Consider the following 21,136-nt stretch of genomic DNA (forward strand, 5'->3'; position numbering starts at 1 on the left):
GTTCGATTTCCCCAGCGGCGCCCCGGTCCGGACATCGACGCCTACGCACGCGAACACGCCACCGACACCGACACCGACACCGACACCGACACCGACACGGCGAACGCCGCCACCCAACGAACGGGTGACGGCGTCGGCCTTCAGCTGTGGGGGATCACTCCCATTCGATGGTGCCCGGCGGCTTGCTGGTCACATCCAGCACCACACGGTTGACATCGGCAACCTCATTGGTGATCCGGGTGGAGATCTTCGCGAGTACGTCGTACGGCATCCGGGTCCAGTCGGCGGTCATCGCGTCCTCCGACGACACCGGCCGCAGCACGATCGGATGGCCGTAGGTCCGCCCGTCGCCCTGGACGCCCACACTGCGGACGTCGGCGAGCAGCACGACCGGGCACTGCCAGATCTCACGGTCGAGACCGGCCGCCGTCAGCTCCTCACGGGCGATGGCGTCCGCCTCGCGCAGCAGGTCGAGGCGCTCGCGGGTGACCTCGCCGACGATACGGATCCCGAGGCCCGGGCCCGGGAAGGGCTGGCGCTGGACGATCTCGTCGGGAAGGCCGAGCTCCTGGCCGACCATCCGGACCTCGTCCTTGAACAGCTTGCGCAGCGGCTCGACCAGCGCGAACTCAAGGTCCTCGGGGAGGCCGCCCACATTGTGGTGCGACTTGATGTTGGCGGTGCCCGTGCCACCACCGGACTCCACGACGTCCGGGTAGAGGGTGCCCTGCACCAGGAAGGCGACTTCCTCGCCGTCCGCCGCACCCTCGGCGACGATCTCGGCCTGGGCCTGCTCGAAGACCCGGATGAACTCCCGACCGATGATCTTGCGCTTCTGCTCCGGGTCGGAGACTCCGGCGAGCGCGGTCAAGAAGCGCTCCTGCGCGTCGACGACCTTCAGCGATACACCGGTGGCCGCGACGAAGTCCTTCTCGACCTGCTCGGTCTCGCCCTTGCGCATCAGCCCGTGGTCGACGTAGACGCAGGTCAGCTGGGATCCGATGGCCTTCTGCACCAGCGCAGCCGCGACCGCGGAGTCCACCCCGCCGGAGAGGCCGCAGATGGCGCGCTTGGTGCCGACCTGCTCGCGGATGACGGCGATCTGCTCCTCGATGACATTGCCGGTCGTCCAGACCGGTTCGATGCCCGCACCGCGGTACAGGAAGTGCTCCAGCACCTGCTGCCCGTGCGTGGAGTGCATGACCTCCGGGTGGTACTGGACGCCGTATAGCTTCTTCTCGTCGTTCTCGAAGGCCGCGACCGGTACGACATCGGTCGATGCGGTGACGGTGAAGCCCTCCGGCGCCGCGGAGCAGGCGTCGCCGTGGGACATCCACACGGGCTGCTCGGACGGCGTGCCCTCGAAGAGGGTGGAGCCGGGCTTGCTGACGTGCAGCGGAGTGCGCCCGTACTCGCGCGCACCGGTGTTGTCGACGGTGCCGCCGAGGGCGGTCGCCATCAGCTGGAATCCGTAGCACATGCCGAAGACGGGGACACCGGCCTCGAAGATGGCCCGGTCGAGCCGCGGGGCGTGCTCGGCGTAGACGGAGGACGGGCCGCCGGAGAGGATGATCGCCTTGGGCTTCTTGGCCAGCATCTCGGCGACGGGCATCGTCGACGGGACGATCTCGCTGAAGACCCGTGCCTCACGGACGCGGCGGGCGATGAGCTGGGCGTACTGCGCGCCGAAGTCGACTACGAGTACGACATCGGGCTCGGCAGCGGGAGACGCTGATGACACTGGCGGCCTTCCGGCGGAACTGGGTTTCGGTTCTCCCGATTCTACCGGGGTCCGGGGGCGCCCCGGTCTGCGGAATTTCCCGCTCCGTCTCACCATCCGAACCCGGCGTTGGCTGCGCTGCGTCACCGGTCCATACTGTTTCCATGCTTCAGCAGCTGACCTTCGTCTTTACCTATGGCACCGGCCCGTCCGGCTGCCATGGTCGTGCTGTTTGAGCCAGTGACAAACGACTTCCCAGGCGCCCCGGGCCGACATGGCCCGGGGCGTTCTGTCATTCCCGGGCCATTGCCGCCCCGGGGCAGCCCCCTTGAGACAGAGGAGCCCCGCACGATGACCACGACGGCGAAGACGATCACGGAACAGACCGGTGCCCGCACGGAGGAGGCGGCCGGGCTGATCACCGACGCACGCGAGCGCATCGACGCGCTCGACGACCGGATCATCGGTCTCGTACAGGAACGGATGGCCGTTTCCGCGGTGATCCAGGACGCACGGATCTCCTCGGGCGGGCGACGGGTGAACCTGTCACGTGAGATGGAGGTGCTCGGCCACTTCCGGGAGGCGTTGGGCAAGCCCGGGACGGCGCTGGCGATGACGCTGTTGGAGCTCTGCCGGGGCCGCGTCTGAAACGCCTGACCCGCTGCCCGACCAGGTGGTCGGGCGCAACTGAGTTCGGGTCCGCTCTCACCCGTACGGCGCGTGACCGAGGCCGAGCGGGCTTCGTTGGAACCCATGTCCGTGTCAGCCAGGGGCGGGCCTGGAAGGAAACCACGCGTGGCTCCGCTGGGGCGTGTGACGTGCCGACGGCACGTCGTGGGACCTCGCACCAGCGCATGTGACCGGTCGGCAGGGGACAGCATGCCCGGTCACCCCAAGCGGTCGACTCCGAGGACGCTCGGGGTCGACCGCAATCCGGTCGCAGCAACTGCGCACTGCGTCCCCATCGCCCCGCGCCACCCACCGCGGCGCCCGACAGACCTCTCCCCCGCGGCGCACCCCCCAGCGCCGCACCCGTCGGCACCACCGCCGCCCTGACACCGGCGCCGACGGGCATGGGCCCCGCGGACGGTGTCCGCGGGGCCCATGCTGTGTTCGAGCGCTAGGTGAAGTCGGGCAACCGATCTCCTGTCCAGGGGTCGATCCCCGCCTCTACGAGCCGCTCCTCCTCCCGGAAGTTCAGGAAGCGGGGCGTGGGATCTCCCCAGACGGACCGGTCACTGAGCGGGCAACGGTCGAACTCCGCTCGCAGTACGCGCAGGAGGAATTCCACGATGCCGCATTCGTAGACGGCCCACCCCTCGCTCTGGCGCTTCCACACCGCGATGGGCCAGTCATCAGGGCTGTCGCCCGTCGTGACCCAGCACAGCGCATCGGCACCTGCGGCCTGGCCCCAGAGCAGCATGTCCTCCAAGCGGTACGAGGCACGCTGCGCCGGGTCTTGCCAGCCCTGCATGGAGGGAGCACTGATGGTGTCCTCGGGGAGACGTTGCAAGGTCAGCGGTTCCGCTCGTGCACCCCTCGGCCGGGGAATCGACACGGTCACGTCCTCGCTGATCGTGCCAGCTCCGTACTGCTCGACGAAGCCGCGGTAGTCCCGGGGAAACGCCGTTCCGTACTCGGCCTCTGCGAGTCCCCAGTCGACGACGTCCCCAGCCCCCTCGTGCGGTGGCATGAGATCCATCAACTGCTGGAGTAAATCGCGGCTCATCCAGTCACCCTGTTCACTCGTCCGAATTGCCTTTCCTAAGGTGTCGCCCCGACGGGCACCGGCACACCCTGGTGCACGACGGTGCCCAGGTTGCGCCAATGACCGAACCGGACACTGTAGGTGGAGTTCGGTATGGATACGTGCTCCCGAATCCCGCGACGCCCATCGGGAGTGGTTCCTTGCGCCATCATCTCGTACCTCACGGGAACGGTTCGAGCTCCGACGTAGTGGGGCACGACCCGATAGAGCACGGTCTGCCCCTCCGCCACCGCATCGCCGACCCTCTTCTCGACGTGCCGCATGTTCTCCGGCATGCCCGGGTCCTCTGCCGCCACACGATTCGCGTTAGCCGCGCGGGAGCAAGTGGACAGGTTCCTCAGGTCCTGGCCGCTGCCGCCGAGAGCAGAAGCAAGCAGGTGGCAGGCGTTGACCCAGTGCTTGGGCGGCTTGTTGCCGAGGTAGTAGGAGTTCGCGCGTGCCCACTGGTATCCGGGCGGGGCGACCTTGCGGGTGTCGGTGTCCGATCCGGGCTTGGCGGTTATGTAGGCCGTGTTCACACACGCTGTGACTCCCACGGCACGGCTGCCGTTGGCCGGATCGGTCGACTCGTAGTCGACCCATCCGTCGCCGTCCCGGAGGCAGTTCCTCTCCCTCTCATCGTCGTTCCTTCCCTGGCCCGACCCCGGATCTGCTCCGGGTGCCGCGTGCTCCTGCGGGACTCGCGTGGGGTCGAAGTCCAATCCGTCGACGAGGTCCAGCATCTCCAGGGCGCCCACGATCATCTTCAGGCCGTCGCCCGGCTTCCAGCCGCCGCCCTTCGGATTCCAGTCGGGTCGGGGCACTGGCCTGACCGGGGCGGGGATCGGGTTGCGGCCGTTGTTGGGGTTCTGGTCGATTACCGGGCGGGGCGGGCGGACCGCGGTCCGTGCGGACTGGGCGATGCCGCTGCCCGTGCCGGGCCGGGTGAAGACCCGCGGTTGCGAGACGGTGCCCCCGTTGCCTGAGCCACCACGTCCGGCGGCCTTGCTGGAACTGCTGCTACTGCTGGCCCCCTTCCTGAGGGCGTCGACCTGGGCCTGAACGAGACTGGCCACTGCGCTGGTCCCCAACGCACCGCTGAGGGGGTAGGTGACATCGGACGACGAGGAGGGTTCGTAGCTGTTCTCCTTGTAGTTCTGGTACGCCTCATCAGCCTTCACCGCGCCGTAGCCGAGACCCAGCGTGATACCGGTGGCAGCGGCGAGGCTCTTCCCTCCGCCCGACAGACCGAGGAGGATCGGGATGAAGAGGGCGTGGCCGCTCGGGTCCGTGCCGTTCAGCGGGGAGCCGCCCGCGTACGTGTACCGGTTGATCTGCTCCTTCGTCGGGTCCAACAGCCAGGTGTCCCGGGAGGCGAACGATCCCGTGCCCGGCTGGTACCAGCGGGAGGCCATGTTCACATCGCCCGACGCGGGGTCAGTCCAGCCCGACTGGTAGCCGAGTGAGCTTCCCGTGCCCGAGGAGGCCGTCACTTCGCCGAAGGGCGAGTAGGACGTCGAGTTGGTGACGGTGAGACCGTCGGGCGACAGGCCCGCCACCAGGTCCGTGTGCTGGTCGGTGACGGACCACCGCTTCGTCGTGCCGGTCTCCATCGCCTGGAGGCCGCCGCCGGGCTGGCGGGTGAAGTGGTTGGTGCCGTCGCTCATCAGGTTGTTGGAGCCGCCGTCGTACGAGAACGACGTCGATCCGTGCCCGCGCACCCGGTCCAGCGAGTCGTAGGCGAAGGACGCCGACCCGTCACTGATCTTGCGCTCAAAGGCGTCGAAGGTCAGGTTGCGGGCCGGTGATCCGGTCGCGGTGACCGAGGACAGCGTGCCGCGGGGGCTGTAGGCGTAGCTGGAAGTGCCGTCCGTCAGCAGACGGTTGCGGGCGTCGTAGGTGGCGGTGGCCGTGCCCTCCTTCGTTCGGTTGCCCGCTGCGTCCCACTCGTACGCCGTGGTCGTGGTGCCCTTGGTCCAGGACGTCATCCGGCCGGACCTGTCGTACGCGTAGGCGTTGCCCGCGGCGCCGGCCGTGCCCGCGGTGGTCTTCTGGGTGACCCGGTCGTCGTGGTCGTATCCGTAGGTGGTGGACGCCTTCTCCACGGTCTCCGCGGAGTTGCTGACCCGGTCGCCGGTGAGGCGGCCGAGGTCGTCGTAGCTGTACTTCCTGCGGGCCTGCGAGGTCCAGCCCTCGACGCCGCCCAGGTTGGTGGCGTACTGCTCGATGAGCGGTCGGCCGGCGGCGTCGAAGTCGTGCCAGACCTGACCGCCGGTGATCGAGTCCCAGGTGTGGTCGAGACGGCCGGCGGCGTCGTAGCCGAAGGTCGCCTGCTTACCGCCGGCGTCCCGGCTGGTCATCAGGCCGTCACCGTTGTAGGCGTAGGCCGAACTCCCGCTGGGGCCGGTGGCGGTGAGCAGTTGGCCTCGGTCGTTGTAGGTGTAGACGTTGCGGCCGGTGGTGGCGTCGGTGCCGGCGGCCGTCATGCGGCCCGCGAGGTCGTACTCCAGCTTGCGGGCCGTGGTGGCGGCCTCACCGCCGGTGCCGGTCTCGCCGGTGAGCTTGCCGAGCGCGTTGTACGTGCGGTCGCGCCGCACCCCGCCGGGCAGCAGGTCAGCCACGCTCTGGCCGGCCGCGTCGTACGCGATCTGCCAGGTGCGGTCGGCCGCGTTCGGGTGGGCGGTGGTGGCGGGTTCGATGGTGGAGTCGGGCAGTTCCCAGGCGGTGAAGGTGTACGAGGTGGAGTTGCCCCGGCCGTCGGTCAGCCGGGTTCGGCTACCGAGCGCGTTGTAACCCGACGTCGTGGTGATGGTCGAGGTCGCGGTCACGGGTTCGACCATCCGGGTGACTCGGCCGAGGGCGTCGACCGTGTACTCGGTGCGGCTGCCGGTCGCGGAGGTCGCGGCCGTCTTGTGGCCGTCCGCGTCGTACTCGGCGGACACGGTCCGGTGTGCGGTGACGCCGGTGCCGAAGTCGCTCCCCGCGGTCTGGTTGCCCAGCGCGTCGTAGCTGGTGGTGGAGCGGCGACCGGTGGCGTCGGTGGTTTCGATCGGGCGGCCCAGTCCGTCGTACGCGGTCCGGGTGATCCCGCCCAGCGGGTCGGTCACGGCCTTGGCCTCGCCCACCGCGTTGTACTGGACGTTGGTCGTGTGTCCGCCGGGTGTGGTCGAGGCAGTCTGGTGGCTGGCGTCGTCCCAGACGTAGCGGGTGACGAGGTTCTGGAGCGTCGGATGGCGCTCGACGGCGGTCGTGGACACCTGACGGCCCAGTTCGTCGTAGGTCGCCTCCGTCCTGGCGCCGATCGGGTCGGTCACCGAGAGCTGGAGCCCGGTGGGCGTCCAGGTGTGACGGGTCACTCCGGCACCGGCCAGATTGACCTGTGCGGAGTTCAGCGGGTCGGGGGCCCGCAGGCCGGGGCCGGCCAACGGGGTTGCCGTCAGTGGATCGGTCTTGGTGAGCAGTTGGCCGAACTGGTCGTAGTCGAAGCTGGTCCTGCGACCCAGTGGGTCGACCGATGCCTTGACCTGGCCCGCCTTGTCGTACTCGGTACGGGACACCGCATTGATCAGGCTGCCGCCTGGCGGTGCGTATCCGGGCAGGTGCACGGCGGTGGGCCGGCCCGTCTTGTCGTACTCGGTGCGGGTCAGCTTGCCGCGCGCGTTCCTGACGTGGGTGGGTTCACCGGCGTTGTTGTATCCGGTGAGTGTGGTGGGACGTACGGATTCTGCGGTTCCGCCGACCTCCTCGGTCTGGACCGGGGGCGCCTTGGTCTCCACGAGACGGCCCAACGCATCATGGCGCTGGGTGGTAGTGAAGGCGGTGGCATCGGCTCCGGTGACGTTGCCGCGCGGGCTGACGCTGGTGAGCCGCAGTCCGCGGTCGTCGTAGGTGGCGGTGGTGACCCGCGGGGAACCGGTGCCGTCGGTCAGGGACGTCCGAAGGGGGTTGCCCGCGAGGTCGTACTCGGTCGTGGTGGTGAGCTTCTTGCCCGCGGTGTCGATGGACCGGGTCGTCTCGGTCACCAGGTCATCGGCGTTGTAGGCGAAGGTGGCGATGCGGTTGACGCCGGCCGGGTCGACGACCGTGCGCGTGGTGCGGCCGGTGGCGTCGATGGTGTGGACGGCCGTGGTGCGGCCTCCGCCGGTCACCTGGTGGGTCAGATGTCCCGCCGGGTCGTAGGTGTTGGACTCCAGGACGATGTTGCGCTTGGTGCCGTCGGCCTGGGTGACCTGCCGTGCGGTCGTGGTCGCCGGGAGGCCGTCGTCGTAGTAGGTGAATCCGGTGGTCGCGCCCATCGCGTCGGTGCTGGAGGCGAGCCGCCCCGCCGGGTCATAGGCGTGCGAGGCGACCACCAGGTCGCGCGGGGTGCCCGAGGGGTCGCCCGTCCAGTTCTTCAGGGTCGTTTCGGCGAGTTTGCCCAGGGTGGTGAAGCGGTGGGTGAAGGTGGTGCCCACCTCGTTGGTCTCGCTGACCACCCGTCCGAAGTTGTCGTGGACGGAGGCGATGGTGCCGCCTTCGGGGTCGGTGACCAGGTTCTGCCGGCCGAACGCGTCGTAGCCGTAGGTGGTCGTGCGGGCTGCGTCCGCGCCGGTGGTGTCCTCGACGGACTGGGTGAGCACCGCCCCGTCCGCGTCGAAGGTCCGCGCGATCTTCGTGGTGTGGGTGACGTTGACCAGTTCGTTCTGCACGCCCGGCCCGGTCTCGCGCACCACCTTGGACTGTGCGTTGTACCCGTAGGTGGTGGTCACCCCGGTCGGGAAGGTGTCCGAGACCTGGGTCTCGGAGATCTTGCGTCCCAGACCGTCGTACGCGTACCGGGTGATCAGCCCGGACGGGGAGGTGACCTGCGCCGGGTCGCCGCTGGCGTAGTAGCCGTAGGCGGTCACCGCTCCGGCCGCGCTGGTCCTGGTCTTGAGCAGTCCGGCCGGTGTGGTGCCGCCGCCGGTCGCGGGTTCGGTGCCGTCGGTGTAGGTGGCGCTGCTGCTGCGGCTGTCCGCGAGGGTGCTGGAGGTCGGCAGGCCCAGGGTGTTGTAGGCGTGCGTGGTGCGGAAGCGGGCGTCCGAGCTGCTGGTGGAGCGGGCGTCGGACTGGGTGAGCGTCTTGTCGTTGCGTTGGTCGAGGGGGTCGGCCGGATTGTTGTAGTAGGTGGCGAACGACGTCCAGCAGGAGTTGGGGTCCCGGCAGGTGGTGCGGGAGAGCGCATTGCCGGAGGCGTCATGGCCGGTGATGACGGAGTGTCCGTTGGGGTTGGTGACGGTGTGGGGGAAGCCGCCCGTGTCATAGGCGTAGGTGGTCAGACCGCCGTCGGCGTCGGTCACCGACAGCGGACGCTTGCCCCGCAGTGCGTCGTAACTGGTCCTGGTCGCCTTCCCCGCGGGGTCGGTGACGGTGACCGTGGAGGCGAGCGCCGAACCGCTGCTGTACTCGCGGGCCCGGAAGTGCTCCGCGACCTGCTCGGCCGTCAGCGGGGTGTCGTAGATCGCGGCCTCGTCGAGTTCTCCGGTGAGGCGGTAGGTGCCCGATGGGACGCCCATCCAGCCGGAGCTGGCGTAGCCCGCGCCGAGGTAGGCGTGGCCCACGGCCTGGTTGGTGATGGTGCCGCTTAGGGTGCCGATCTGGGCGCCGTCGAGGTAGAGCTGTTGGGTGGTGCCGGAGCCGCTGAGGACGACGTGGTGCCACTCGTTGTCGTTGACGGCGGCCGGCGAGACGATCGGGGTGGCCCCGGCGGCGCCGCTCAGCCAGAACTGACCGCGGAGCTTGCCGGACTGGTCGATATTGAGGACCGGCCGCCAGGACGTCGGTGTCGTACCGATCGGCTGGTTCTGGAAGCCGAGGAGGACACCGGATCCCGTGGTGCGGAACCAGAGTTCGGCCGCCAGGGAGGTGTCTCCGGCGATGATCTCGTCGGGGATGGAGACGCTGCCGTTCCCCGCGAGGCGGACGGCGCCTCCGTCACCCGTGCCGAAGATGCCGGTGCGATCGAGGACGGCCTGTTCGTAGCTGCCGTTCGCCCGGCCGCCTGCGCTCTCGCTGCGGGCGGTGCTGCCGGAGGTCTCGTCCATCCTCCAGTACCCGACGGGTGCGTCGCCGACGACCGAGCCCCGGTACTGGACGCTGTCACCGCCGACCATGGCGTTGCGCGCCTTGTAGTGGCGGACCACGGCGGCGGCGCTCAGCGGTGCCTGGTAGACGGCCACCTCGTCGATCTGGCCGGGGAAGTGGCTGACGTCGGCGGGCGAGTTGGGCCAGGTGCCGCCGGCGAATCCCGCGCCCACGTAGGTGCGCTTGTTGCCCTGGTGGTTGACCGCGCCGGTCAGGGTGCCCTGTCGCACCCCGTCCAGATAGAGCGTCTGGGTGGTGCCGGATGCGGAGATCACCGCGTGGTGCCACTTGTTGTCGGTGACGGTGTCGGTCGAGCCGAGCCGCACCGGGGTGTTGGTGGAGGTCGAGTAGAACTTGCCGTGGAGCTTGTTGTCGGAGCCGACGTAGAGGATCGGGGTGCGGGCGCCGGTGGCGGTGGTGGCGTTGTCGATGGAGTTGACCTGGTCACCCACGAGCACGCCCGGTTTCGCGGTGCGGAACCAGAGCTCCACGGCGAGGTCCGTGGAGTGGTGCAGGACGTCTTCGGGGATCTCGGCGTAGTTGCCCGGGCCGAAGCCCGCGGAGGTGTCATCGCCGTCGGCGAACGCTCCGGCCAGCCCGAGGTCCACGTTGCCGTGGTAGGAACCGTCGGTTCCGTCACCGGTCTGGCTGTGGGCGGTGCCTCCGCTGCGTTCCCCCAGCCGCCAGTAGCCGCCCGGGTTGGATGCCCGTACGGAGTCGGAGTAGGCGGCCGAGCCGCTGCTGAACTGCTCGGCGGAGACCTGCCACAGTCCGCCGTCCTTGTCGGTGGTGCGGATGACGCGGCTGTTGACCGGGTCGTACTCGACGGTGGCGTGGGTGCGTCCCGAGGGCAGCACGGTCTTGGTCATCCGGCTGGCCGTGGTGCGGGCGTCGTAGTGCTCGCGGACCGTACCGGGGTCGAGGTCGTGCCGGTAGACGGCCACCTCGTCGATGGAGCCCTGGAAGTGGTGGGCGCCGGTGGTGGTGCCCGTCCAGCCGGTGTTGCCCCAGCCGCCGCCGACGTAGGCGTACTGGTCGTCCCGCATCTGGACGGTGCCGGTGAGGCTGCCGACCACTGCGCCGTCGAGGTAGAGCGTCTGGCTGGTGCCCGAACTGGTGAGCACGGCGTGGTGCCACTGGTTGTCGGTGACGGTCTGGGTGGAGGTGATTGGTTGGTTCCCGGCGTGTTCGGCCGTGTAGAACTGCCCGCGCAGCTTGCCCGCCGCGTCGACGCTCAGATAGGGGCTGAAGCGGGTGGGCTTCCGTCCCGGTTCCGAGTCCTGGAGCGTGGCGAGCACTCCGCCGGCCTTGGTGGTCTTGAACCAGAGCTCCACGGAGAGGAACGACGAGGTCCGGAAGGTGTTGTCCGGCAGCTCCAGGACCGAGTCCGTACCGTCGAAGGTCGCCGCGGTGTCGGTGGTGCCTGCAACGGCCGAAGGGGAGCCGAGCGTCACATCGCGGTACACGGCGTCGTTGAGACCGGTCCGCGAGGGGGCCTCGCTGTTGGCCTTGGAGCCTTCGGACTCGCCGAGGCGCCAGTAGGAGGCGGGGTTGGAGTCGAGCACGCTGGCCCGGTAGAGCGAGCCGTTCTCATAGGTGTAGTGCGTGCAGGCGGTGGTGGACGCCGGCGGGCAGACCTTGGTCAGTCGATTGCCGGTATAGGTGTAGGTCCAGGTCAGGCCGGGGGTCGTGGCGTCGATGGCGCTGGTGGTGACGGACGAGACCCGATCACCGGACCAGGTGAAGGAGATGCTGCGGCCGGAGACGGCGTCCGTGGCCCGGGTCAGTGGGCCGCCGTCCTCCATCAAGCGCTGGAGGTTCTGCGCCCGGCCCGCGCCGTCGACGATGCGGGCGAGAAATCCGGAGTGGCCGAAGTAGTAGGTGTGGCCGGACCGGTCCCGCAGCACCCAACCGTCCACCTTGCGGCTCAGTTTGGCGGTGGAACCGGACGGTCCGGCGTAGCCGCCACCGGGGTTCTCGCCGTACCGGACCTGGGAGCCGTCGGCCACCGTGATCAGCACGGACCTGGTCTTGGGCTCCTCGCGCAGCCGGGTGTCCCAGCGGGTGGACCAGCCGGCGCCGAAGGCCCCGTCGGTGCGGGGGTCGAGCGAGTTGTAGGTGCGGGTCACCGCCAACTCCGGTCCGACCGTGGTGAGCGTGGCGTCGGTGGCGGCGGTGGTGTAGTTGCCGGTGCGGGCGCCGAGTTCGTCACCGGTGTCGGCGCCGCCGAGGTGGCTGGTGATGCCGGGTTGCGGCACTTCGGTGGTGAAGAGGGCGGGCCCGGGTCGGGCCGAGGTCGCCGCGCCGTCGTAGGCGTACGGGTACCAGGCGTAGGTCTTGCCCCAGGACAGCCAGCCGGCGGGCACGGCCCACTGCTTGTTGGCGCTGCGGGTGCCGGTGCGGCAGTTCTTGCGGGTGTTCTTGCCCTCGGTCTCACAGATCTCGAACTGGTACTGGAGGGCTCCCGGGTAGCGGTCCTTGTCGGTGCCGGTGGCCCACAGCGTCGGTGTCAGCGAGTCCAGGACCACCCCGCTGGGCGGTGAGGCGGCGGTGATCTGGGGCGGGATGTTGATCGCGGCGAAGTTCACGGCGGGGCCGGGAATGCCCACGCTGGTGAAGCGGGTGACACCGACGTCGTCCATCGTCCACTGGAGGGTGTACGTGCCCGGTGTCAGCGGGGCGATCTTCCCGCTGAGGGTGACGCTCTCCCCCGGCGAGACCGCGGTGGGCAACGATGTCCAACGGATCTTCGCGTTGTCGGTGATTTCGTTGTCGGCGGAGTCGAAGAGGTTGTAGCGGAGCTTGATGTTGCCACCGGCGGGCCAGGTGTTCTGGCCCTGATTGGTGACGGTGACCTGCATCGCGCCCTCGGCGGTCGCGGTCACCGGGGTGGTGAACTCGCCCAGCCGGTAGGTCGCCCCGTACGGGGTCCAGGTGACGTCCAGGCTCGGCTTGCCGCTCGGATAGTCGTCGGAGCCGAACTCCTTCCAGCCCCGGGGATCGGTCGACGACGCCTTGATCGCCAGGCCGTAGTTCTTCTTGCGGCCGTGGGTCCAGTCGTCGACCAGCTTCCGACCCGCGCTGCCGAGCTTGATGCTCTCCCAGGCGGGTGCGCAGGCCCAGTTGGTGGTTCCCGCTGGCCGCCAGCCGTTGGCGAAGCTCTTGCCCGCGAGGGAGGCGCCGGTGGCCGGGCCCGGGTACTTGGTCGTGGTGCTCTCGGCCCAGTTGGAGGTGATCGGGTGGATCGTCACCGGTCGGGCGGTGCAGGAGTACGACCACGAGTTGTAGAGCGACAGATTGGCGCTCAGCACCCAGGCGTTGTTGAGCGAGGTCTCCACTCCACTGAACCGCAGGAAGGAGGCGGCCTTGTGGGTGCCGTCGTGGGTGCCGGCCTTCAGCACGGTGTCCGTGGAGTAGTCGGCGGTGTACGGCTGCTGGACGTACGTCCCCGAGGTGGCCTGGACCGTGAGCAGGGAGGGGTCGACGCGCACGGGGTAGACCCGGTCGGATGCGTCGAGCCACTTCTCGTCCAGGGTGACGGTGAGGACCTGCCGTCCGCCCTCACGGGTGAGGCCGTAGGCGACGCGGTCGGAGATGGCGCCCTGGTTCGCACGGGGGTCGGTCTTGGAGTCCTCCATCCAGCCCCGGGGCATCCGGGCGCGCTCCTTGCCCGCGGCGTCGGTGAACACCACGGCGCCCTGGGCGTCGAGTGCGGCACTCAGCCCGCGCAGGTCCAGCGGGAAGCGCCACTCGGCGGGAGCGTTCCGGTCCTTGAGGACCAGGGTCTCCTTCACCGTGTTGGGGCCGGCGAGCAGTTCGAGGTCGGCGGAGGGTCGAATGTCCGGATACGTCACGGTGCTGCCGGCGATGACCGCACGGCTGCGGGCCGCACCTTCGACTCCGTACGCCAAGGAAACGTTGTCACCGACCCGGATCCGGGCAAGGTCTGCGGCATCGGAGCGGTCGGCGAAGGCGATGTCGTCGGGGGTGGAGCGGGGCCGCCAGGACTGTGCGGCGCTGCGGCTCGGGGTTCCTTCGGGGACGAGGGCGGTGTCGATCGGCTGCCAGTTGCCGTCGGCCCGACGGAAGTTCACCGGCTCGTTGTAGTAACGGGTGGTGAACGACCCGTCCTCGTTGCGGAAGGTCGTGGCGGTCTCCGCCCGCTTGGCGGACACCTCTCTGCTGGTCTTGGTGTCGAACCCGGTGGGCGCATCGGCCACGGGCGCGGTGACGGCCTCGGCCTTGCCCATCGCGGGTGGACGGGCGGGTTCGCGGAAGCGGCGTTCGGTGACGGCGGGCTCGCGGGACAGTTGGCCGGGCGCGGTGAGTGCGCCGTCCCGGCCTCCCTTGGCGGCGGCATCCGTGGCGGCTCCGGCCGCCCGGTGACTTCGGCCGTCCGCGCTGCCCCACTTCTGGTCGGGGGCGTCGGCGGAAGCGTTGGGGCCTCTCGCTGGTTGGCCGACGGCGAGCGCGGCCTGTTCCGTTCCGGTGATGACGGTCATGAGTAGCGCGGCGGACACGACTAATGGACGTAAGGCGCGCACGTAGAGCCCTCTCGTGAGATCGCGGAGGCTCTACTCCTACCGACCTTCACTGATAGCGCACAAGAAGGCCACAGTCCGTCACACGTTCGAATGTGACCTGGGTCACGCGATCTTTTGGAACCAATCGCCATGAACGCGTGTACGACCCATGGATTATCACCGGGAAATACTTCGTGGCCCACACCACATAAAATTTCTGTCAGATGATGGGCAACCATTCCGGTGGGTCACGGGTCAACCATGCGTACCGACGGCCTCACCCGTGCACCACAGCTTCGGAAGGCCAATTAGCCGGTGCCGCATCGAAGCGGCGCCCAGACACCGCCGAGGTCTTCATGAAGCTCCGCCGCGCCATGGCCATCGCCGCAGCGAGCGCCGTCATGGCTCCTGCCACCTTCCTGGCAGCCCCGGCCGCCTACGCAACCAGCCCGAGCCCCTCCGAGTCCTCGCCGAGCGCCTCACAGAGCCCGTCCGAGAAGCCCTCGGAGAGCACCTCGCCGAGCACTTCCGAAAGCCCGTCCGAGAGCACGTCACCGAGCAACTCCGAGAGCCCGTCCGAGAGCAGCTCGCCGAGCAACTCGGAGAGCCCTTCGCAGAGCGAGAGCCCCTCCCAGAGCCCGAGCCCGAGCAACTCCGAGTCCTCCCCGCCGGCGTCGCCGAGCCCGAGCGCCTCCGAGTCGGAAGAGCCCCCGGTCGAGTGCAACGACTCCGCGGTCGACGTCTCCATCAGCGGACTCCCCGGCAAGATCGCGGCGGGCAGCGGCTGGCACAAGTTCTCCATGAACGTGCACAACACCTCGAAGGACACCCTGACCGACCTGGCGTTCTTCGCCGGGGCGTCGTCGGACAAGCTGGGCGAGGACCTCTTCAAGAAGAAGCACGTCGAACTCCAGGCGTACGACCCCGACACCAAGTCCTGGGAGGGCCTGGAAGGCCCCGACGGCGAGGCGGTCGGCTTCGTCGGCTGGACCGACGAGCTGAAGCCCGACTACGAGGTCAACCTGCCGCTGCGCCTCAACGTCAAGGCGAAGGCGCCCGTGGGTTCGGGCTTCTCACTCGGCGCGAGCCTCTACTCCAGCGGTGAGGGCGAGTGCGAGGGCTTCGGTGAGGTCGCGTACAAGTTCCAGATCGTGAAGGCCGGCACGGACACCGACGGCACCGAGCCGCAGGAGGGCGGCAAGGTCCCGGTCGCCACGGAGAAGCCGTCCAAGGAGACCAGCGGGGCCGTCGTCGAGGGCAGCCTGGCCGAGACCGGCTCCAGCTCCGTCGTCCCGACCATCGGGATCGTCGGCGGCATCGCCATCGTCGCCGGTGCGGGTGTCGTCTTCGCGATGAAGCGTCGTCGCGCGAACGGCGCCACGGCGTAACCGTCACCGATAGACCCGGAGAGGTCGCTGCGCTTGGAGGGGGGCGCAGCGGCCTCTCTGTCTGTCCGGGGTCTCTCTGTCTGTCCGGACGGCCGCGTGCCGCTGCCGGTACCCGCTGTCAGTCGCTTTTCGGACGGATCGTGGCGTCCTCGGCTGCGGAGGTTTGGGAGCGCGGCGGAACGGCCGGGATACCGAGGAACGGCAACCGCAGAGCGCCGAACGCGCCCGCCGGCACCACGGGCGCGACCGGGGGCACGGCCGGAACCCTTTGGTACGGCGCACCTTGGGCGGGGCGCGGGTCCACCTCACCCCTGTTGGGCCACATCGATAGCGCCCGTTCCGCCTGGGCGGTGATGGTCAACGATGGATTGACGCCCAGATTCGCGGTGACGGCTGCGCCGTCCACCACCGAGATCCCCGGGTGCCCGTACAGCCGGTGGTAGGGATCGATCACGCCCGTGTCCGCCGATGCCCCGATCGGGCAGCCGCCGAGGAAGTGCGCGGTCAGCGGCGTACCCATCAGCTCACCGATGTTGGAGCCGGCAAAGCCGTTGATCTCCTCGGCGAGCAGCGATGCGGCCCGGGTCGCCGCGGCGATCTGGCCGGGGTTGGGGGCTCCGTGGCCCTGCCGGGCGGTCAGCAGCCCCTTGCCGATGCCAGCGGGCTTGCGGTAGGTGGTGAGCGAGTTGTCCAGGGACTGCATGACCAGCCCGATGATGGTCCGCTCCGACCAGCGCCGGTTGGACAGCGAGCGGACCGCCCGTACGGGGTGCCGGGCCAGCTGGCCGAGCCAGCCGCGCACCCGGGCCCGGGTGCGGTAGGGCACCTGGAGGATCGTCAGCAGGCCCATGGCGTTGGAACCCCTGCCGTAGCGCACCGGCTCGATGTGGGTGTCGGCGTCGGGGTGGATGGACGAGGTGATGGCGACGCCCCGGGTGAAGTCGGCCCTCGGTGCGCCGTGGCGCCGACGGTAGCGGCGGTCGTCGGTCTGGGCGCCCACCAGCGCTTCGGAGTTCGTCCGGGTCAGTTCGCCGAGCCGGGCCGAGAGTGCGGGGAGCCCTCCGGTGTCCTTCATCCGGTGCAGCAGGGTCTGGGTGCCGTAGGTGCCCGCCGCGACGATGACCCGGGGCGCCATGAACGTGCGCCCGCGGCCCCGGCGCCGGTCGCTCGGCACGGTCGTGACCGTCAGTCCGCCCTGGGGGTCCTGGGTGAGCGCGATCGCGGTCGTCATCGGATGGACCACGGCTCCCGCGCGCTCGGCGAGGTGGAGGTAGTTCTCGTTGAGGGTGTTCTTCGCTCCGTGGCGACAGCCGGTCATGCACTCGCCGCACTCCCGGCAGGCCGTGCGGGAGGGGCCGACGCCGCCGAAGTAGGGGTCGGGCACCTCCGTACCGGGGGCGGTGCACACGGTTTCGTCGGCGTCCGCGCCGTCGCCGAAGAACACTCCGACCGGCGCCAGGTGGAAGGTGTCGCCGATGCCCATCGCCCGGGCCGTGGCACGGAGGTGGACGTCGGACGCGGTCACGGTCGGGTTGGTCCGCACACCGAGCATCCGCCGCGCCTGGTCGTAGTGGGGTGCGAGTTCTTCCTGCCAGTCGGTGATGTCCCGCCACTGCGGATCGCGGAAGAAGGGCTCGGGCGGCACGTAGAGGGTGTTGGCGTAGTTCAGCGAGCCACCGCCCACCCCGGCGCCGGCCAGGACCATCACCTTGCCCAGCAGATGGATGCGCTGGATGCCGAAGAGTCCGAGGCGCGGGGCCCACAGGAAGTTGCGCAGGTCCCAGGAGTTCTTGGGCAGCGTCTCACGGGTGAAGCGCCGGCCGGCTTCCAGCACCGCGACCCGGTACCCCTTCTCGGTGAGCCGCAGCGCCGCGACGCTGCCGCCGAAGCCCGAGCCGATCACGATCACGTCGTAGTCGCCGCGATCGTCGTCGGACCCGGCCTGTTCGTCGGACAGGGTCGGTTCATCGGGCAGGGTCGGTTCATCGTGGGCGCTGAGCTCATCGGAAGTACTGGACTCGTCGGGGGTACCGGGCGGCTCGGGGTCCTCCGGTGTGCGGAGCACGGGCGTTGCCTCGGGCATGGCTCTCCTCGTACCGGGAGGGTGTCGTCCGGCTGGCCGAAGGCTGGCGGGCTAGCGGAGGCGCAGGGCCTTCATCGCCCGCAGCGAGCGGCTCATCACGTCGGTGTACTTCCGGTCGTCCATGCCGTGCGACGGCGCGAGCGGCAGGAGCCGTTGTTGGGCGACGGTCTGGGCCTCGGTGTACTTGAGGATGCCCTCCGAGCCGTGGCGCCGCCCGAGGCCGGAGTCCTTCATCCCGCCCATCGGGGACTGGACGCTTCCGTAAGCCGACGCGTACGCCTCGTTGATGTTCACCGTACCCGCGCGCAGTCGGGTGGCGAGCGCCCGTCCGCGCCTGCCGTCGCGCGTCCAGATGCTGGCGTTCAGTCCGTACGGGGTGGCGTTGGCGGCCTCGACCGCCGCGTCCTCGTCGGTGAAGCGGTAGAGGGAGACCACCGGTCCGAAGGTCTCCTCGGCGCAGACGGCCATCGGCGGCTCGACGCCGTCCAGGATGGTCGGCTCGTAGAAGTAGGGGCCGATGTCGGGTCGTGCGGTGCCGCCGGCCACCACGGTCGCGCCCTTGGCCACGGCCTCCTCCACGTGCCGGGTCACGGCGGCGAGTTGGCGTTCACCGGCGAGGGAGCCCATGTCCGCACCGTAGGCGAGCGCGTGTCCGAGACGCATGGCCCGGGTGCGTTCGGCGAACCGCTGGACGAAGCGGTCGGCGATGGACTCGTGGACGTAGAGCCGTTCGATGGAGATGCAGAGCTGACCGGCCGACGAGAAGCAGGCGCGGACCGCGCCGGCGGCGGCCTGCTCGATGTCCGCGTCGTGCAGCACGAGCATGGGGTTCTTTCCGCCGAGCTCCAGCGAGACGCCGATGAGACGGGCCGCCGCGCCCTGGGCGACCTCGCGTCCGGTACGGGTGGAGCCGGTGAAGGAGACGTAGTCGGCGTGCCGGACGACCTCGGGTCCGACGACGGGCCCCTCCCCCAGGACGATCTGGAACACCTCTGCGGGGAGACCCGCCTCCAGCAAGAGATCGCGGGCCCACAGTGCCGTCAGCGCGGTCTCCGTGTCCGGTTTCATCACCAGGGCGTTGCCGGCGACGAACGCGGGGAGCGCATCGCCGATGGAGAGTTCAAGCGGGTAGTTCCAGGGCGCGATCTGGCCCACGACCCCGCGCGGCTGACGGAACTCGGTCACCTTCGTCAGTACGGGAACCACACCCGTGTGCCGTCGGGGGTTGAGGTAGGCGGCGGCCCGGCGGCCGTAGTGGCGGGCGGCGACGGCCACCGCCTGCACCTCTTCGTGGGCGTGCAGCCGGGCCTTGCCCGTCTCCAACTGGATGAGGTCGAGCACCTCGGCCTGACGTTCCAGGAGCAGGTCGTGGAAGCGTAGGAGGACCGCGGCGCGGGCGCGGACCGGAGTCGCCGCCCACGCGCCGCCGGCAGCACGGGCCCGCTCGAAGGCGATGGCCACGTCCTCGGGCGTCGCCTCGGGGAGGTTGGCGAGTTCCGCCCCGGTGAAGGGGGTGTGGTTGGTGGTGCGACGGGAGCCGATGACGCCCCGGGTGAGCTGGGCGACCACCTCCGGAGTGACCACGTCGTCGGCGGTGCGCGCGCCGGCCGGTGCGGGGGCGGTGGGGTTGGTACCGAGGGGCTTCGACTCCGTCATGGGGCCGAGGGTAACGAGCCGGAGCCCGCTTTGGGTACCCGCCGGTAACACCTTTCGTCCCACTACGGCACCGCGCCAGCGTTCACTGGCACATAAGCCCTGATCAGGGGGTTGCACCGAGAAGGGCCCGCGCCGCCCGGGACCGTCCCGTTCCTGAGCGCCGCCGTGCTCGTGCGCTTGCGATTCCCTCACAGCTCCTGGATGTCCAGGTGCTTCACCACCCGTTCGAACAGCGCACTGCCCTCCTCGGCGGCCCATCCCTGGGCGGGACCGGAGACCCGCAGGCGCCAGTACACCTCGCTCGCCCCTTCGCCCGTGGCGACGATCCGCTCCTGCCAACGCATCCGGGTCGGGTTGTCGCCGAAGGCGTTGGGCGGCAGGAAGTCGACGGTGGTGTCGAACGCCTTCTTCCCCTGCTGCTCGGTCGCCGTGATCGTCACCTTGGGTTCGTCGATCTCCCTCCCGTTCTCGCCGCCCCTCTCGTAGTGGGCGCGCCAGGCGCTTTCGGTCGGCGGCAACGCCTTCTCCTCCTCGGCGGTCTCGATCCGCTCCAGATGGATCAGGAACACACCACTGGGGTCGTAGTAGGTGACGCTCGACCCCCGGTTCTCCTCCACCCGCTGGTACTCGGAGGGCACGGCCATGTTCGCCGCCACCACCTCGCGGTCGGAGCGGACCTCCCACCCCTCGGGCATCTGCCCTGCCGTCCCGCCGAACGGGTCGGCCAGCACGACGACCAGGGTGACGAGGGCTGCGAGCAGCCCGCCGCCGAACCCGTACCGGGCGCCCTTGCTCTGCTGGAGCACCGGCGGCACCCATCGGTTGCCGCCGGTGGTGCTCTGCGGGCGACCCAAAGACGACTGTGTGAGGTCGTGGGCGAGCTGCGGTGGCCGGGCGACGCCCTCCAGGACCTGCCGGATCTCCGCCGCACCCGGCCGCATGGCCGGATCCTTACGCAGGAGTTGCATCACCAGGGTGCCCAGGGCGCCCGATCCGCGCGAGGGCGTCTGCGGCTCGGCGGACAGCACGGCCTGCAAGGTCGCCGGGACGTGTGAGCGTCGGTACGGGGACACTCCCTCGACCACCGCGTACAGCACCACGCCGAGCGACCACAGGTCGGATTCGGGCCCGGGGCGCTGCCCCAACACCCGCTCGGGGGCGATGAACTCGGGCGAGCCGACGAAGGCACCGGTCTCCGTCAGCCCCTGCTCGCCCTCGATCTGCGCAATGCCGAAGTCGGTGAGGACCACCCGCTCGGCCCGTCCCAACAGGACGTTGTCCGGTTTGACATCGCGGTGCAGCACTCCTGCCTCATGGGCGGCGGTCAGCGCCCCGAGCACGGCGAGCCCGATCCGGGCGGCTTCCCGGACGTCGAGCGTGCCCTCTTGGAGGCGGTCCGCGAGGGACTGGCCGTGGACCAACTCCATCACGATCCAGGGTTTGCCGTCCTCGATGACCACGTCGTGCATGGTGACCACGGCCGGATGCTCGATACGGGCCGCAGCACGGGCCTCGCGCTGCATCCGCACATAGACCTTCTCCCGTTCAGCGGCGCTCAGATGGTCGGGAACACGGGGTTCCTTGACCGCGACCTCACGGTCCACGACCTCGTCGTGCGCCCGCCAGACCGTGCCCATGCCGCCGTGTCCGAGCCTGCTGACGAGTCGGTACCGCCCGCCGATGCGACGCCCCTGCTCGGTCCCGGCCGCTGCCGGCGCGGGCACGGCCGCCGTCGGCAGCGGTGGCAGGCCGCTCACCGACGGCTGTGGACTGCGGTGTTCCGGCGGCATCGGCGGGGGAACGTGCGTCGGGACCTGCGGAGCGTGCGGTGGCCTGAGGTCATAGCTGGTGGGCTCGTTCCTCCGGCCACGGTTGTTCGTCATGCACACATCCTGGTCACTTTTCGGCCGTGGACGC

At 69.7% G+C, this 21,136-nt stretch carries 9 protein-coding genes; 2 read left to right on the top strand and 7 right to left on the bottom strand.

What is annotated here, in order from left to right; all coding sequences use genetic code 11:
* Positions 1-154: 154 nt before the first annotated feature.
* Positions 155-1,741 carry a glutamine-hydrolyzing GMP synthase gene (gene guaA / locus ABZ348_RS05900; RefSeq protein WP_358929719.1) on the bottom strand — a complete coding sequence of 529 codons (1,587 nt, stop codon included), beginning with the start codon at positions 1,739-1,741 and terminating at the stop codon, positions 155-157.
* A 330-nt stretch (positions 1,742-2,071) separates the two neighbouring features.
* On the opposite strand from guaA, the gene ABZ348_RS05905 reads away from it, so the two are divergent.
* A complete protein-coding gene (locus tag ABZ348_RS05905; RefSeq protein WP_329022317.1) occupies positions 2,072-2,368 on the top strand; it encodes a chorismate mutase in 297 nt (98 codons plus the stop codon).
* A 472-nt stretch (positions 2,369-2,840) separates the two neighbouring features.
* On the opposite strand, the gene ABZ348_RS05910 is transcribed toward ABZ348_RS05905, so the two are convergent.
* The 3 genes from ABZ348_RS05910 to ABZ348_RS05920 form a co-directional block, all read right to left on the bottom strand.
* Complete coding sequence (locus ABZ348_RS05910; protein ID WP_358929721.1) at positions 2,841-3,449, bottom strand: SMI1/KNR4 family protein; 609 nt, start codon at positions 3,447-3,449, stop codon at positions 2,841-2,843.
* A gap of 35 nt (positions 3,450-3,484) precedes the next feature.
* Positions 3,485-14,089: a LamG-like jellyroll fold domain-containing protein gene (locus tag ABZ348_RS05915; protein WP_358929722.1), complete on the bottom strand. Its 10,605-nt coding sequence runs from the start codon at positions 14,087-14,089 to the stop codon at positions 3,485-3,487.
* A gap of 439 nt (positions 14,090-14,528) precedes the next feature.
* The gene (locus ABZ348_RS05920) at positions 14,529-14,840 is read right to left on the bottom strand and encodes a hypothetical protein (protein ID WP_358929724.1); all 312 of its coding nucleotides are present in this window, start codon (positions 14,838-14,840) and stop codon (positions 14,529-14,531) included.
* Between the two features lie 52 nt (positions 14,841-14,892).
* Here ABZ348_RS05920 and ABZ348_RS05925 point away from each other — a divergent pair, with 52 nt between their 5' ends.
* A complete protein-coding gene (locus ABZ348_RS05925) occupies positions 14,893-15,480 on the top strand; it encodes an LPXTG cell wall anchor domain-containing protein (RefSeq protein WP_358929726.1) in 588 nt (195 codons plus the stop codon).
* 118 nt (positions 15,481-15,598) lie between these two features.
* Here the strand turns inward: ABZ348_RS05925 and ABZ348_RS05930 are convergent, their stop codons facing one another.
* The 3 genes from ABZ348_RS05930 to ABZ348_RS05940 form a co-directional block, all read right to left on the bottom strand.
* Positions 15,599-17,563 (bottom strand): GMC family oxidoreductase, encoded by a 1,965-nt coding sequence (locus tag ABZ348_RS05930; RefSeq protein ID WP_358929727.1) that lies wholly within the window; start codon positions 17,561-17,563, stop codon positions 15,599-15,601.
* A gap of 51 nt (positions 17,564-17,614) precedes the next feature.
* On the bottom strand, positions 17,615-19,219 hold the full coding sequence (locus ABZ348_RS05935; RefSeq protein WP_358929729.1) for a succinic semialdehyde dehydrogenase: 1,605 nt from the start codon (positions 19,217-19,219) through the stop codon (positions 17,615-17,617).
* Positions 19,220-19,407: 188 nt separating this feature from the next.
* Positions 19,408-21,102 carry a serine/threonine-protein kinase gene (locus ABZ348_RS05940; protein ID WP_358929731.1) on the bottom strand — a complete coding sequence of 565 codons (1,695 nt, stop codon included), beginning with the start codon at positions 21,100-21,102 and terminating at the stop codon, positions 19,408-19,410.
* Between the last annotated feature and the right edge of the window lie 34 nt (positions 21,103-21,136).

Origin of the sequence: Streptomyces sp. NPDC005963, assembly GCF_040638655.1 — a bacterium.
In the GTDB taxonomy this organism is placed as follows: domain Bacteria; phylum Actinomycetota; class Actinomycetes; order Streptomycetales; family Streptomycetaceae; genus Streptomyces.

What these genes read in the sequence shown, in the direction of transcription:
- ABZ348_RS05920 (WP_358929724.1), bottom strand. Translation starts at nt 14,840, where the DNA reads ATGGAGACGTCGACCGCGGAGTCGTTGCACTCGACCGGGGGCTCTTCC.
- ABZ348_RS05940 (WP_358929731.1), bottom strand. Translation starts at nt 21,102, where the DNA reads ATGACGAACAACCGTGGCCGGAGGAACGAGCCCACCAGCTATGACCTC.
- ABZ348_RS05905 (WP_329022317.1), top strand. Translation starts at nt 2,072, where the DNA reads ATGACCACGACGGCGAAGACGATCACGGAACAGACCGGTGCCCGCACG.
- ABZ348_RS05935 (WP_358929729.1), bottom strand. Translation starts at nt 19,219, where the DNA reads ATGACGGAGTCGAAGCCCCTCGGTACCAACCCCACCGCCCCCGCACCG.
- ABZ348_RS05925 (WP_358929726.1), top strand. Translation starts at nt 14,893, where the DNA reads ATGAACGTGCACAACACCTCGAAGGACACCCTGACCGACCTGGCGTTC.
- ABZ348_RS05930 (WP_358929727.1), bottom strand. Translation starts at nt 17,563, where the DNA reads ATGCCCGAGGCAACGCCCGTGCTCCGCACACCGGAGGACCCCGAGCCG.
- ABZ348_RS05910 (WP_358929721.1), bottom strand. Translation starts at nt 3,449, where the DNA reads ATGAGCCGCGATTTACTCCAGCAGTTGATGGATCTCATGCCACCGCAC.